At 63.0% G+C, this 12,949-nt stretch carries 18 protein-coding genes; 14 read left to right on the top strand and 4 right to left on the bottom strand.

Annotation, left to right across the window (positions count from 1 at the left end):
* Positions 1–12: 12 nt before the first annotated feature.
* Both AS9A_RS09025 and AS9A_RS09030 read left to right on the top strand, forming a co-directional pair.
* Positions 13–624 carry a PadR family transcriptional regulator gene (locus tag AS9A_RS09025; RefSeq protein ID WP_013806664.1) on the top strand — a complete coding sequence of 204 codons (612 nt, stop codon included), beginning with the start codon at positions 13–15 and terminating at the stop codon, positions 622–624.
* Positions 625–648: 24 nt separating this feature from the next.
* Positions 649–1,029 carry a nitroreductase family deazaflavin-dependent oxidoreductase gene (locus AS9A_RS09030; protein WP_013806665.1) on the top strand — a complete coding sequence of 127 codons (381 nt, stop codon included), beginning with the start codon at positions 649–651 and terminating at the stop codon, positions 1,027–1,029.
* 35 nt (positions 1,030–1,064) lie between these two features.
* Here the strand turns inward: AS9A_RS09030 and AS9A_RS09035 are convergent, their stop codons facing one another.
* Positions 1,065–1,397 (bottom strand): LysR substrate-binding domain-containing protein, encoded by a 333-nt coding sequence (locus AS9A_RS09035; RefSeq protein ID WP_083826502.1) that lies wholly within the window; start codon positions 1,395–1,397, stop codon positions 1,065–1,067.
* 17 nt (positions 1,398–1,414) lie between these two features.
* Between AS9A_RS09035 and AS9A_RS09040 the strand changes: the two genes are divergently transcribed.
* The 6 genes from AS9A_RS09040 to AS9A_RS09060 all read left to right on the top strand — a co-directional run bounded on the left by AS9A_RS09040 (position 1,415) and on the right by AS9A_RS09060 (position 7,033).
* The gene (locus tag AS9A_RS09040; RefSeq protein WP_013806667.1) at positions 1,415–1,816 is read left to right on the top strand and encodes an alpha/beta fold hydrolase; all 402 of its coding nucleotides are present in this window, start codon (positions 1,415–1,417) and stop codon (positions 1,814–1,816) included.
* A gap of 217 nt (positions 1,817–2,033) precedes the next feature.
* Complete coding sequence (locus AS9A_RS09045; RefSeq protein WP_013806668.1) at positions 2,034–3,014, top strand: lipase family alpha/beta hydrolase; 981 nt, start codon at positions 2,034–2,036, stop codon at positions 3,012–3,014.
* Between the two features lie 88 nt (positions 3,015–3,102).
* The gene (fmt, locus tag AS9A_RS09050; protein WP_013806669.1) at positions 3,103–4,038 is read left to right on the top strand and encodes a methionyl-tRNA formyltransferase; all 936 of its coding nucleotides are present in this window, start codon (positions 3,103–3,105) and stop codon (positions 4,036–4,038) included.
* 53 nt (positions 4,039–4,091) lie between these two features.
* Positions 4,092–4,226 (top strand): hypothetical protein, encoded by a 135-nt coding sequence (locus AS9A_RS24960; RefSeq protein ID WP_013806670.1) that lies wholly within the window; start codon positions 4,092–4,094, stop codon positions 4,224–4,226.
* Positions 4,226–5,569 carry an RsmB/NOP family class I SAM-dependent RNA methyltransferase gene (locus tag AS9A_RS09055; protein ID WP_013806671.1) on the top strand — a complete coding sequence of 448 codons (1,344 nt, stop codon included), beginning with the start codon at positions 4,226–4,228 and terminating at the stop codon, positions 5,567–5,569. Before AS9A_RS24960 ends, AS9A_RS09055 begins: the two co-directional genes overlap by 1 nt.
* A gap of 21 nt (positions 5,570–5,590) precedes the next feature.
* Positions 5,591–7,033: an amidase gene (locus AS9A_RS09060; protein ID WP_013806672.1), complete on the top strand. Its 1,443-nt coding sequence runs from the start codon at positions 5,591–5,593 to the stop codon at positions 7,031–7,033.
* A gap of 2 nt (positions 7,034–7,035) precedes the next feature.
* Here AS9A_RS09060 and AS9A_RS09065 read toward each other — a convergent pair whose 3' ends face one another.
* The 3 genes from AS9A_RS09065 to AS9A_RS09075 all read right to left on the bottom strand — a co-directional run bounded on the left by AS9A_RS09065 (position 7,036) and on the right by AS9A_RS09075 (position 8,207).
* The gene (locus tag AS9A_RS09065) at positions 7,036–7,248 is read right to left on the bottom strand and encodes a hypervirulence associated TUDOR domain-containing protein (protein ID WP_013806673.1); all 213 of its coding nucleotides are present in this window, start codon (positions 7,246–7,248) and stop codon (positions 7,036–7,038) included.
* 156 nt (positions 7,249–7,404) lie between these two features.
* Positions 7,405–7,830 (bottom strand): hypothetical protein, encoded by a 426-nt coding sequence (locus tag AS9A_RS09070; protein ID WP_013806674.1) that lies wholly within the window; start codon positions 7,828–7,830, stop codon positions 7,405–7,407.
* On the bottom strand, positions 7,827–8,207 hold the full coding sequence (locus AS9A_RS09075) for a hypothetical protein (protein ID WP_013806675.1): 381 nt from the start codon (positions 8,205–8,207) through the stop codon (positions 7,827–7,829). Before AS9A_RS09075 ends, AS9A_RS09070 begins: the two co-directional genes overlap by 4 nt.
* 41 nt (positions 8,208–8,248) lie before the next feature.
* Between AS9A_RS09075 and rpe the strand changes: the two genes are divergently transcribed.
* The 6 genes from rpe to AS9A_RS09105 are packed head-to-tail and all read left to right on the top strand — an operon-like array spanning position 8,249 to position 12,898.
* Positions 8,249–8,938, top strand: coding sequence for a ribulose-phosphate 3-epimerase (rpe, locus tag AS9A_RS09080; RefSeq protein WP_083826503.1), 690 nt, complete (start codon positions 8,249–8,251; stop codon positions 8,936–8,938).
* A gap of 10 nt (positions 8,939–8,948) precedes the next feature.
* On the top strand, positions 8,949–9,953 hold the full coding sequence (gene ribD, locus AS9A_RS09085; RefSeq protein WP_013806677.1) for a bifunctional diaminohydroxyphosphoribosylaminopyrimidine deaminase/5-amino-6-(5-phosphoribosylamino)uracil reductase RibD: 1,005 nt from the start codon (positions 8,949–8,951) through the stop codon (positions 9,951–9,953).
* 35 nt (positions 9,954–9,988) lie between these two features.
* A complete protein-coding gene (locus AS9A_RS09090; RefSeq protein WP_013806678.1) occupies positions 9,989–10,672 on the top strand; it encodes a riboflavin synthase in 684 nt (227 codons plus the stop codon).
* A gap of 5 nt (positions 10,673–10,677) precedes the next feature.
* Positions 10,678–11,946 carry a bifunctional 3,4-dihydroxy-2-butanone-4-phosphate synthase/GTP cyclohydrolase II gene (locus tag AS9A_RS09095; protein WP_013806679.1) on the top strand — a complete coding sequence of 423 codons (1,269 nt, stop codon included), beginning with the start codon at positions 10,678–10,680 and terminating at the stop codon, positions 11,944–11,946.
* On the top strand, positions 11,943–12,434 hold the full coding sequence (gene ribH, locus AS9A_RS09100; RefSeq protein ID WP_013806680.1) for a 6,7-dimethyl-8-ribityllumazine synthase: 492 nt from the start codon (positions 11,943–11,945) through the stop codon (positions 12,432–12,434). Before AS9A_RS09095 ends, ribH begins: the two co-directional genes overlap by 4 nt.
* The gene (locus AS9A_RS09105; protein ID WP_013806681.1) at positions 12,431–12,898 is read left to right on the top strand and encodes a PH domain-containing protein; all 468 of its coding nucleotides are present in this window, start codon (positions 12,431–12,433) and stop codon (positions 12,896–12,898) included. Before ribH ends, AS9A_RS09105 begins: the two co-directional genes overlap by 4 nt.
* The last annotated feature ends 51 nt before the right edge of the window (positions 12,899–12,949 follow it).

A 12,949-nucleotide genomic window follows, 5' to 3' on the forward strand; every position in this document is an offset into this window, starting at 1 on the left:
GGAGGTGCGCTAATGCGCCACGAACATCGCAATCGCAACAGCCGAGTGGAGGAGCGTCGCGCGGAGCGGCGTGCACGTCAGGAACGCCCCCGCGGTGGCCTGCACATCGAAGGCTTCGGGGCAGGTCCAGGATTGATCAGGATTGGTGGGCCTGTTGCACGGCGGACGAGGGGACGTCGCAGGGATGTCCGATCCGCGGTCCTGCTGCTGCTCGCTGAGTCGCCGATGCATGGTTATCAGCTGATTCAGGAGATCGAGGAGCGCAGCGGTGGCGAATGGAAGCCAAGCCCAGGTTCCATCTACCCGACGTTATCCGCGCTTGAAGACGAAGGTCTCCTCGTCATCGAACGGATCGAAGGCCGCAAGACCGCTCGTCTGACCGCCGAAGGCACAGAGTACGTGGGTGCGCAGCGTGAAACACTTGGCGACCCGTTCCTCTCTGACGGTGCAGGCGCCACTCAGGCGCGCGACTTGCGTGAACTGGCCCGCCTGCTCGCTGCTGCAGCACGCCAGGTCGCAGCGGTCGGCACAGTTGAACAATACGATCAGGCATCGACCATCCTCACCGACGCCCGGAAGGCGCTCTATCGGCTCCTCGCTGAAGACAGCGGTCAAGGCGAGTAGAAAGAAAAGGCAGAGGGGGTAGCTGTGCCGTTTCCTGTGGTTCTTGCCAGATTCAACCGTCACGTCACGAATAGGCTGGCGATGCTCGCGGCCGGCCGCGTGCCGGGCTATGGGATCGTGGTGCACAAAGGGCGCCGTTCGGGCAACGTGTATCAGACGCCCGTGAATGTGTTTCCCGACGGCAGCGGCGGATACCGAATTGCGCTCACCTACGGGACGGGCAGCGACTGGGTTCAGAACGTTCTTGCTGCGGGGGAGTGCACGCTGGAAACCCGCGGTACTGCAGTAACTCTCGTGAACCCCGTCGTTGAAACCGACCGTCGGTACGGGTGGGCGCCTCCGTTCGCCCGGCTCGTGCTCAGGGCGATCAACGCGCCTCATTGTCTCCATTGCCGGGCTGAGTAGCGGCAACCGAAAGTCGGCGCATCAGATGCTCGGTGTCACATTTGGTTTGCTAGCTCGTTGGCGGAGTCGATGGCGATGTCGATGGCGCGGGTCACCAGTGGCGATTGCCTGCGCTCGGCCGACCAGTGCAGATGCACCTCACGGACGGGCGATGGCCGCAGTTGGTGGATGCTGAGCCGGTTGTCGGACCAAGCATCGGATCCGCGGAGGGCAAGCCATGGCAGCACCGCGGAGCCTATGCCTGCACGGACCATTGACAAGATTGTTTCGTGGCCGGCGGTGCGAAATACGAACCGTGGACGCGCGCTACCGCTGGCGAGGACCCGCTCCAGCCATCTTTGGTGATAGGTGAGAGGCCAGCCCACCATGGGGTGCGGCCTGGGAGTTGCCCGCGCCCGAAATCGATTGGGCCGATCAGGCGGCGGTCATCAATTACCGAGTCGACGTCGAGCGCCCCTACGCCGGATCGCTCGGATTCGACGAGGAGCGTGTGCGTGCGCTGGCCACGCTCGAGGTGCACCGGAGTCGCAACATGGAGTCGGCGATGACGAACCACTTCATTGCCGAATCAGGGGCCGCGGTGGACCCCGCCGGGATTCGTGTGCCGACTCTGATTCTGCACAGCGCCGCCGACCCGATGTTTCCTCTCCCGCACGGCGAGGCCCTCGCCCAGGCGATCCCGGGTGCCCGACTCGTGCGGCTAGAAGGAGTAGGTCATGAAATCCCGCCGCCTGCCGTATGGGATGTGGTCATGCCGGAACTGCACAGGCACTTGCACCGCAACTAGCGAAATTGCGGTACCCGTGCGATTTTCAAGATCATTTGTGTGCCATTCTTATGGCAACAAACTGTTGATTAAAATTGCACACACTGTGGTAATTGATAAGTAACCCATTTGATCTTTTTTGCCCCGTAGTATCCCGTGCCAGGATGTTTCAGCTCGGCGCTGCGGAGGGCGGTCTGTGAGAAATTCGGGGAGTTTATTCTCAGGGGTGCGCGCGAGAATGGCATGGGCGTCTCTTGTTCTGGCGAGCCTGTTGGCCGTGCTGGTGGCGCAGCCGACCGGTGCAGAGGTCCGGGGACCCGCTATGCCGGAAGAGAACGGTCCGCGACAAACCTCGGCTACTGAGGCGAAACAATTTGACAAGAAGAATCCGGGCTATGTGCCCGCCGGAACCAACGAATTCGATTGTTCACCGTCGGAAACCGCGCCGTACCCTGTGCTGCTTGCCCACGGCACGGATGCGACTGCATACGCGGACTATGCGAGGCTGGGGCCTTTTCTGAAAGATCATGGCTATTGCGTGTTCGCGCTGAACTACGGACTGGGAAAGCCCGGCGTTAATTTCAGTCCCGCCACGGGACTTGATGCGGATACCTACGGGACGACCGACATGCGGCAATCGGCTCAAGAAGTTGCGGACGCAGTGACCCAAATCCGGTCTGCGACCGGCGCCGAGAAGGTTCACTTGGTTGGCTTTTCCCAGGGTGCGAACGTAACCCGCTACTACATCAATAAGCTCGGAGGTGCCGGGCATGTTGACGCCTGGGTGGGGATCGCGTCGCCTTCGTACGGCAGCGCCGCGCCGCCAACGGTGGCGCAGTTACCGGGGGGTGAAACTCTCGCTGACGACTTTTTCGCCCCGGCCCTGGTACAGCAGATCGAGGGCTCGGAGTTCCTCCGCGATCTTAACTCGCCCACGGACACCGTGGAAGGAGTGCGGTACACGACGATCGGCACGAGGCACGACGAAGTGATTCAGCCGGTGCGCAACATTCACCTCAAGGGCGCGGGCGCTCGGAACGTCTTCATCCAAGATGTGTGCGAAATCGACATGAGCGGCCATTTCCAGTTGCCCTACAGTCCTCTGGTCAGCGAACTCGTACTGGAAGCACTGGACCCTGGTTATCAGCGGAGCGACGTTTGCACCTTCGTGCCGCCAGGGCTGGGCTTGCTCGAAACCATCATCGTCAACAACTTCTAGAGCATCAGAGACCGGCGGCTGTACGAGCTCGCGCAAGCGGTCCCTAGACTGGTGCGGTCAGATCCGCTCAGCCACACCAAGGAGACCGATGCGGCTCGTGTTTGCGGGCACCCCCGAACCTGCAGTTCCATCGCTGCGCCGACTTGTGGAAAGCGGGAATCACGACGTCGTTGCTGTCGTCACCCGACCTGACGCAGTCGCGGGCCGTGGACGTAAGCAGAAACGTTCGCCTGTGGGTGTCCTCGCTGATGAGATGGGAATTCCCGTCCTCACGCCGCGTAGTCCGAGCGATCCGGAGTTCGTGTCAGCGCTGAAGGAACTTGAGCCTGATTGCTGCCCTGTAGTTGCGTTTGGCGCGCTTTTGCCGCCGACCGTGCTTGCCATACCCCGGTACGGCTGGATCAACCTGCATTTTTCGTTGCTGCCGGCCTGGCGGGGAGCAGCGCCAGTGCAGGCTGCGATCAGGGCGGGCGACGACATCACCGGTGCCAGTACCTTCCTGATCGACTCGGGGCTGGACACGGGTCCGGTTTTCGGGGTGGTGACTGAAACTGTGCGCGAGTCCGACACTGCGGGTGAGCTTCTCGGCCGGCTTTCGGAAACGGGTGCCGCCCTGCTGGAGAAGACCATGGACGGCATCGCTGACGGATCGCTCAGCCCAGTTCCGCAACCAGCAGACGGCAGCTCGTACGCCGGGAAGATCACTGTCGATGCAGCGCACATCGACTGGCATCAGCCCGCGTACGCAGTCGATCGTCACATTCGGGCTATGACTCCGGAGCCGGGCGCGTGGACGTTGGTCGACGGCCTGCGGATGAAGGTCGGGCCGGTCATGGTGACGGACCATCCAGATGCTCCGCAGCTCGCGCCAGGGGGCATTGCGGCGATGAAGTCCGCGGTCTTCATCGGCACAGCTACCGCGGCCGTGCGGCTCGGAACTGTTCAGCCGCAGGGGAAGAAGGCGATGGCAGCGGCCGATTGGTCTCGGGGTGCGCGGCTTACCGAAGGAACAGTTGCCCAATGAGAGGGATCATCCAGTGAACGCGGACGAGTCAAATAGCGGCCGGGAGCAGGGCCGTGGCCGACAGGGCCGCAACCGGAAAGATGTTCCGCGCGGGGGGCGGCAAGCGGGAAACACGCGACCGGGACCCCGGCGCAGCGGTGAAGATCCCGGTCGGCGCGGGCCACGCCGAAGTGAGCCGAAATCACTAGTGGACCCAGCGCGCCATGTGGCCTGGGACGTCCTGAACGCAGTTCGTACGCGCGATTCGTACGCAAACTTGATGCTGCCCGCACTGCTGCGGGAACGAAAAATCACCGGCCGGGATGCCGCGTTCGCGACGGAACTGACGTATGGAACCTGCCGCGCGTTCGGTCTCCTCGACGCGATTATCGGCGCGGCAGCGGACCGCGATGTGTCTACCATCGATGGTGACGTCCTCGATGTGCTGAGATTGTCCGGGTATCAGCTCCTCCGCACCCGGGTGGCCGCGCATGCTGCTGTCAGTACTGGAGTAGCGCTCGCAAGGGAACAGTCGGGCGAGCACATCACGGGATTCGTCAACGCTGTGCTGCGCCGGATATCCCAGAAGACTGAGGCGGAGTGGGTTGCCGAACTGTCGCCGCCTGATCCGATCGGACGGCTCGCGTTCACGCACGCTCATCCTCGGTGGATCGCCCAGGCTTTTGCTGACGCCCTTGGAGCGCAGGCGGGCGAACTGGCAGATGCTCTCGCTGCCGACGACGCACGACCGGTCGTCCATCTTGCCGCGCGTCCAGGGGAAATCACTGGTGAAGAGCTCGCGCTGATCACAGGCGGGGAAGAGGGCCCGTATTCGCCGTATGCTGTGCGCCTCGAATCTGGCGGTGACCCCACCGGGCTGGAGCCGGTACGCGATGGGCTCGCGTTCGTTCAGGACGAAGGGAGCCAGCTGGTCGCGCTCGCGGCGGTTCGAGCAGAAGTCGACGGTGACGACAGAGGACGCTGGCTTGACCTCTGCGCAGGCCCCGGCGGGAAAGCCGTCCTTATGGGATCGCTTGCGCGGATCGACGGCGCTCACCTCGATGCCGTGGAGGTTGCCCCACACCGGGCGAAGCTGGTCCGTCAGGCTGTTGACGGTTTACCCGTCACGGTGCACGAAGCGGACGGCCGTGACCCGCAGTTGGCGCCGGGCTTCGATCGGGTCCTTGTGGACGCACCCTGCACCGGCCTCGGCGCGCTTCGGCGACGACCCGAAGCGCGCTGGCGGAGGCAGGCAAGCGATATCCGGGAACTCGCGAAACTGCAGCGCGAACTACTGGATTCAGCGGTCAAGCTTGTTCGCCCAGGTGGGGTAGTGGTGTATTCGACGTGCTCACCGCATCTTGCTGAAACGTCGATGATCGTGGCGAACGCCGTCCGCAAGCACAAGCTAGCGGAACTCGACGTTTCCGCCGTCCTCGGTGATATCCAACGTGCGTCCAACGGGAAGAGCGTGCAGCTGTGGCCGCACCGGCACGGCACCGACGCGATGTTCGTCGCGGTGCTGAAAAAGCCGCAGCATCCAAGCAGCTAGCTGACGGGTAGCATCGCGGGAGTGCTGGAGAAGCGGACGTTCCCTGGGAGCGGCACCGAGCGAACACATGCGTTCACAGATGATGTACTCGGAGATGCGGATGCGGTCGGTATCGCGCAACGGATCCGTGACCGGGAGATTAGCCCCAAAGAGGCGCTCGAGGCGGCGGTATTACGGGCGCAGTCTGTCAACGGGCAACTGAATGCGATACAGGTGCCTGCCTTTGCGCGTGCGCGGGATTCGCTGCGCGTCGGGACGCACCCCGATGGTGAGTTCGGTTGCGTGCCGACATTTCTGAAGGACAACGTGAATATGGCGGGGCTGCCCACAACGCGTGGCTCGGTCGCGTTCTCTCCGACTCCGGTCCGCCGCGATGACCGCTTTGTGACGCAGTTTCTTTCGCTTGGTTTCAGTGTTCTCGGAAAGACGCGTCTTCCGGAGTTCGGATTCAACGCGTCGACTGAATTTATGGACGACGAGCCGACGCGGAACCCGTGGAATCGCGAGTACTCGGCGGGGGCATCGTCGGGCGGGGCCGCGGCGCTTGTTGCCAGCGGGGCGGTCCCAATCGCACACGCAAACGACGGTGGCGGTTCCATCCGGATCCCGGCTGCGGCCTGTGGGCTTGTGGGGCTGAAGCCAAGCCGTGGGCGACTGAGGTCAGAGCCGCTACACGATGCGCTACCGGTCCGGATCATTTCGGACGGCGTGCTGAGCCGGAGTGTCCGGGACACGGCTGCGTTCTTCACCGCCGCCGAACGCGTTTACTGCAACAAGGGCCTTCCGCCGATAGGCGAAATTGATCGGGCTGGCCAGCGACGATTGAGAATCGGCGTGGTGACGGATTCGGTCCTCGGACACCAGACCGACAGCGAGACGACAGCAGCGGTGCTGGCGACGGCCGAATTGCTCTCAGACCTCGGCCACCACGTCGGCGAGGCACCAACCCCAGTGGATGCTGGCTTCGCGGAGGACTTTCTGCACTACTGGGCGTTGCTCTCGGTGATGCTCACGGTCCCGGGCAGGTGGATTCATGGCCGGGATTTCAGCATGGATCGCATCGACGGACTGACTCGCGGCCTAGTCGAACGGTTCTGGCGCAACGCCCACCTGACACCGGCCGTGCTATACCGTTTGCGCCGGACCGGCGACCTCGTTCGGGCGAAGCTCGAACGGTGGGACGTCATTCTGAGTCCCGTGGTCAGTCATACGACGCCGCCGATCGGTTATCTATCGCCGCGTCAGCCGTTCAGCGAGTTGATCGAACGGCTGACAAGGTACGTCGCATTCACACCGCTGAACAACGTGGCGGGTACTCCTGCGCTGTCCCTGCCGCTCGCGAGTACGGCAGCGGGGCTGCCGATCGGAGTGCAGTTCTCGGCTCACGAGGGACAAGAGCGCGTACTCCTGGCACTGGCACTGGAAATCGAAGCCGCGGTTCCCTTCCGGAAGATCAGTGCCTGAGTTCACTCGAGTTCACTCTGGAGTTTGATCACTCGTGTGCCGTCATCTTGCGTGATGACGACGGCGGGATTGTCCGAGCTGCCATTGCGAGTAATGGTCTGTCCCTTGCTCTGAATACTCGTCTTCTCAGGCGCAATCCGCACAACCTCGCCTGAGGCGGTTCCATTGCCCCATTTCCACGCGACCATGTCACCGGCTTTGTAACTTTTGCTCATTTCTTGCCTAACTCGCTCGAGGTGAGTTGCTAGGTAATGATGTCCCCCAACAAATCCATCTGTAAACGTCAACAAAACCCCCCGATTTGGGCATGCTTTGTTGACCTGGGCAGATGGATTCGTGTGGGGGTGGGGGTGGGGCGGCAGGCAGCACCCTCAGCGCGCGGTATGGCGCAGCCACCACAGTCCGACGATGGGCAGCACAAGCGGGATGAAGAGGTATCCCTGGCCGAAATGTGACCACACTGTTGGCTCCGGGAACCATTCTGGGACAACGAAACTGATTGTTCCGACGGTGACAACGCCGACGAACTCGATGATGCAGGACCAGGTGGCAAGTCGCCGGGAAACCGAGCTGGCGCGCGCGAGCGCGAACGTCGCGAGGATGTAGAACGCAGCAGCGACAGCGGACAGGATGAAGGCGATCGGTGCGACGTGAAATCGATCCACGATCTGTACGAACGAGCGCGCTGCCGCCGCGAGACTGAACACCGCGTAGACGGCGATGAGAATGCGGCCAGTCCCCGTACGGGTGCGTTCGCGCACCACGTCTTCGTCGCTGCCAGATGTGCTGACTGTCATACTCCTGCGCTCCATAGTTCGTGCATTCGAAGCACCATCACGGGTACTGCAACGAGGCCTACCGTCAGTACTCCAGCACCAGCGCGACTCCGGTCACCCAGCGCCCACCAGGTGGCGATCGGGATGATGAACGGAACGCCGATCAAATAAAGCACCAACGTCAGTGCCGACACTTCGCGGTCACTTGTCAGGAGCAGCATAAACCCCGCGAATGCCTGCACGATGGTGAGCGCCTCAGTGAGTGCGAGCACGCCAAAGAGGGCCTTGTCACTCAGCCGGCGAAGATCGACGGGCCGATCGGCTATGAGTTTGATCAGCGCCCACAGCGCGGCGGTGAGAGCGAGCACTGTGATGGCGATGGAAAGTGCGGTGATCATCGGGTTTAAGACTTTAACACCGCACCTCTTAGACTCGCACCATGGCTGCACACCCAAAGGGTCCGATGATCGCCCCTTCGATCCTGTCCGCGGACTTCGCGCATCTCGCCGATGAGGCCGACGCCGTCAAGGGCGCCGATTGGCTGCATGTCGACGTCATGGACGCACATTTCGTCCCAAACCTCACGCTCGGCCTCCCCATCGTCGAAAGCTTGCTTAAGGCGACCACCATCCCACTCGATTGCCACCTGATGATCGAAAATCCAGACCGGTGGGCGCCACCGTACGCGGAAGCGGGTGCGTACAACGTGACCTTCCACGCGGAAGCCACCGATAACCCGGTAGCGGTCGCACGGGACATCCGTGCCGCAGGCGCCAAAGCGGGCCTGTCAATTAAGCCCAATACACCCCTGGATCCGTATCTCGAGATTCTCCGTGAGTTCGACACACTGCTTGTGATGAGCGTCGAGCCAGGCTTTGGCGGTCAGAAGTTCATGCCGCAAGTGCTGGACAAAGCTCGACGTGTTCGCAATCTTGTCGATTCTGGTGAACTTACACTCCTCGTGGAGATCGACGGAGGTATCAACATGGACACCGTCGAGGCGGCCGCGGAAGCCGGGGTTGACTGCTTCGTCGCAGGGTCTGCTGTCTACGGTGCCGACGACCCCTCCGCGGCAGTGGAGAAGCTGCGTTCGCGAGCGCGCCACTCGTCCCCGCACTTGGCGATATAGCGGGCGACTCATGCTTCATCTCAGTGATGCGATGCGGCTCGCCGTCCAGGCTTCGGAGCAGGTTCGGGGCACGACCAGCCCAAACCCGCCTGTTGGGGCTGTCATCCTCGACGTGGGCGGCAATGTCGTCGGGGTAGGAGCGACGCAGCCGCCTGGCGGACCGCACGCTGAGGTTGTGGCGCTGAAACAGGCGGGTGCCCGGGCTTTTGGCGGGACCGCGGTCGTGACGCTGGAGCCGTGCGACCACTTCGGCCGTACCCCGCCGTGCACCAAGGCGCTCATTGAATCTGGAGTCGCCCAGGTGCACTACGCTGTTTCCGACCCTGTCGCGGAAGCAGCGGGCGGGGCGCGGGCACTGGCGCACGCAGGCATCGTGGTCACGGCCTGGCATGACCCGGCCCCGGTGACGCAAGGACCGCTGCGGGCCTGGCTGCACCGCCAGCGGACAGGACGGCCGCACGTCACGTACAAGTACGCGGCGAGCCTGGATGGGCGGTGCGCAGCGGCAGACGGTTCAAGCCAATGGATTTCCAGCGTGGAATCTCGTGCCCGGGACCGGCTCGAACGTACCCGGGTTGACGCCATTGTCGTCGGGACCGGCACTGTCTACGCCGACGATCCGTGGCTCACGGCGCGCGCGCCAGACGGGACGCTCGCCGATCACCAGCCAATCCGGGTGGTGATGGGCGAGCGGGACCTCCCGAGTGGCTCGCGGGTAACTGATGATGCCGCCCCGACGCGCATCGTACGGTCCCGTGATCCCATGGACGTGATCGAAGCGCTCGACGACTGTCTGGACGTCGTGGTGGAAGGCGGACCGACCGTCGCGGGTGCGTTCCTGCGCGCAGGTCTGGTCGATCGAATTACCGCCTATGTGGCTCCGATTGTGCTGGGGGCCGGCCCTGCAGCGGTGGCGGATGCTGGGGTAGGAAATATCAGCGGCGCAATTCGGTTTCAGTGTGAGAGCGTTGATCGGCTTGGGGACGATGTGCTTATAAGCCTCATACCGCGATAACGTGGTTGACGGACAGCGGTGAGGAGCGTAGGCGAGTGTTCACAGGGATCGTCGAAGAACTGGGTGAGGTTGTCGCTACGGAGGTGCGGGGTGATTCTGCGCGCCTGACAGTGCGGGGACCACTGGTTACGTCCGACGCGTCGCACGGTGACTCGATCGCGGTCAACGGTGTGTGTCTCACTGTGGTTGATGTCCTTTCAGACGGCAGCTTCACTGCGGATGTCATGGGCGAAACCCTCCGGCGCAGCAGTCTTGGTGGCGTAAGCGCAGGCGGGCGGGTCAACCTCGAACGTGCGCTGGCCGTTGGCGGTCGTCTGGGCGGCCATATTGTGCAGGGCCATGTGGATGGCACCGGCGCCGTCATCAGCAGGAACCCCATGGAGCATTGGGAGGTCGTGCGGCTTTCGCTGCCCACCCACTTGGCGCGCTACGTCGTTGAGAAGGGGTCGATCACCATTGACGGTGTCTCCCTGACGGTATCGGCCGTCGGCCGGGATGAGTCCGGCGACTATTTTGAAGTGTCTCTGATCCCCACGACGCGAGAGTTGACCACGCTGGGCAGTGCCAGCGTCGGAGCGACCGTCAACCTCGAGGTCGATGTGATCGCGAAGTATGTGGAGCGGCTTCACAGCGTCAGCAGTGAAGGCTCCTCCGGTGAAGGGTTCCGTTACGGCGGTGCCGCCCTACAGGACACCGCCTCGGGCGGGGTCGAGGAGTAAGTGCAGTGATCAGATTCGACAGTGTCGAACGCGCGATCGCCGACATCGCCGCGGGCAAGGCGGTTGTCGTCGTGGACGATGAAGATCGTGAAAACGAAGGTGACTTGATCTTCGCCGCCGAGAAAGCCACGCCGGAGTTGCTGGCGTTCATGGTGCGCTACACGTCAGGCTACGTGTGTGTGCCGCTCGACGGTGCTGATTGTGACCGCCTCGGCCTACCGCCGATGTTTGCGACAAACCAGGACAAGCATCAGACCGCGTACACGGTAACGGTGGACGCGAAAGAGGGCGTTGGGACAGGGATTTCTGCGGCCGATCGTTCGATCACGTGTCAGCTGCTAGCGGATCCGGCTGCCCGCCCCGAAGACTTCACGCGACCCGGTCATGTCGTACCGCTGAGGGCGAAAGAGGGCGGCGTCATGCGGCGCGCCGGGCACACCGAAGCTGCTGTGGACCTGTCGCGGCTCGCCGGACTCCGGCCTGCAGGCGTGATCTGTGAGATCGTCAGCCAGAAGGACGAAGGCTATATGGCCAAGGCTGATGAGCTCCGAGTCTTCGCCGACGACCACAATCTCGCGATGATTTCGATCGCTGATCTGATCTCCTGGCGGCGCAAGAACGAGAAGCACGTCGTACGAGTCGCAGATGCGCGAATCCCCACGCCTTATGGGGAGTTCCGGGCCGTCGGCTTCCGCAGCATCTATGACGAGGTCGAGCATGTCGCGCTAGTTCTGGGGGATATTCCAGGTCCCGACGGCAAAGGCACGGACGTTCTGGTCCGGGTGCACTCAGAGTGCCTAACAGGAGACATCTTCGGTTCGCTCCGGTGTGACTGTGGTCCACAGCTTGACGCCGCGATGCGGATGGTGGCTGAGGAAGGCCGCGGCGTCGTCCTCTACATGCGTGGACACGAGGGCCGCGGAATTGGTCTGATGCATAAACTGCAGGCCTACCAGCTGCAGGACGCCGGTTCTGACACCGTGGACGCGAACCTGGCGCTCGGCCTTCCCGCGGATGCGCGTGACTATGGAATCGGCGCACAGATCTTGGTCGACCTGGGTGTGACAACCATGCGGCTGCTGACGAACAATCCAGCGAAGCGGGCGGGGCTGGATGGGTACGGGCTTGCCATCAGTGACCGAGTGCCGATGCCGATCCGTGCCAACAAGGAGAATATTCACTACCTGCGTACGAAGCGTGACCGGATGGGTCACGAACTCGAGGGTCTCGATGAGCATTTTGACCCGCGCGGGATCGAAGGGGGCGCGACATGAGTGGCGGTGGCGAGCCTGAACTTCGCCTCGACGAGGCGTTCGACGTAAAACTCGGGATTGTGGCGGGGCAATGGCATACCGAGATTTGCGAAGCTCTGGTATCTGGGGCACAGCGAATCGTCGACGAAGCCGGAGTCCGGAAGGTGACGCTGGTTCGAGTGGCCGGCTCGATGGAGATCCCGGTCGTGGTCCAGGAACTCGCCCGAACCCATGATGCGGTGGTCGCGCTGGGTGTTGTCATTCGTGGTGAGACGCCGCACTTCGAGTACGTCTGCCAATCAGTCACGGACGGTTTGACACGGGTCTCGCTGGACGAGGCAACCCCGGTTGGTAACGGTGTGCTGACGGTCAACACGGAAGCGCAGGCGCGCGATCGTGCCGGACTGCCAGGTTCGTCGGAGGATAAAGGGGCGCAGGCGTGCAGCGCAGCACTGGATACGGCAGTTACACTGCGCCGGCTGCGCCAGACTGGGGGAGTGAAGGCATGACAGCGAAGACCGGCGAATGGGAACTGGTCGTCCGGGCGCGGAAAATGCCGAAGTGGGCTGCGGTTGCCGCGCTCTCAATGTTCCTCACCTTTGTGGTGCTCGGGATCTTGCTCGGCAGTGCCAATACCGGCGTGTACTTCCGGCTTGCGGATCAGATTGCGATGGTGCTGCTGGGCGCGTTCTTCGGTGGCCTGTTCCTGCTTCTCGCACGTCCGAGATTGCGGGTAGGCCGGGCCGGGGTGGGTGTGCGTAACTTCTTCTCGGAGCGCCTGATCCCGTGGGAAATCGTGGACGGACTCAGCTTCCGGAGCGGCGGCAGCTGGGCTCGCCTGGAACTGCCCGAAGACGAGTACATTCCGGTGCTGGCGATCCAGGCCAAGGACGGTCGGCACGCGGTCGCTGCGGTCGAGAAGTACCGCGATCTGGAGGCGCGGTACGGATTGCCCCGCATCGATGCGGTGTGAGCTGCCTTCTGGTGTGCTGCGGACGGGAGTTTGTCGGATCGTGCCGCTAAC

It is taken from the genome of Hoyosella subflava DQS3-9A1 (assembly GCF_000214175.1).
GTDB classification, from domain to species: Bacteria; Actinomycetota; Actinomycetes; order Mycobacteriales; family Mycobacteriaceae; genus Hoyosella; species Hoyosella subflava.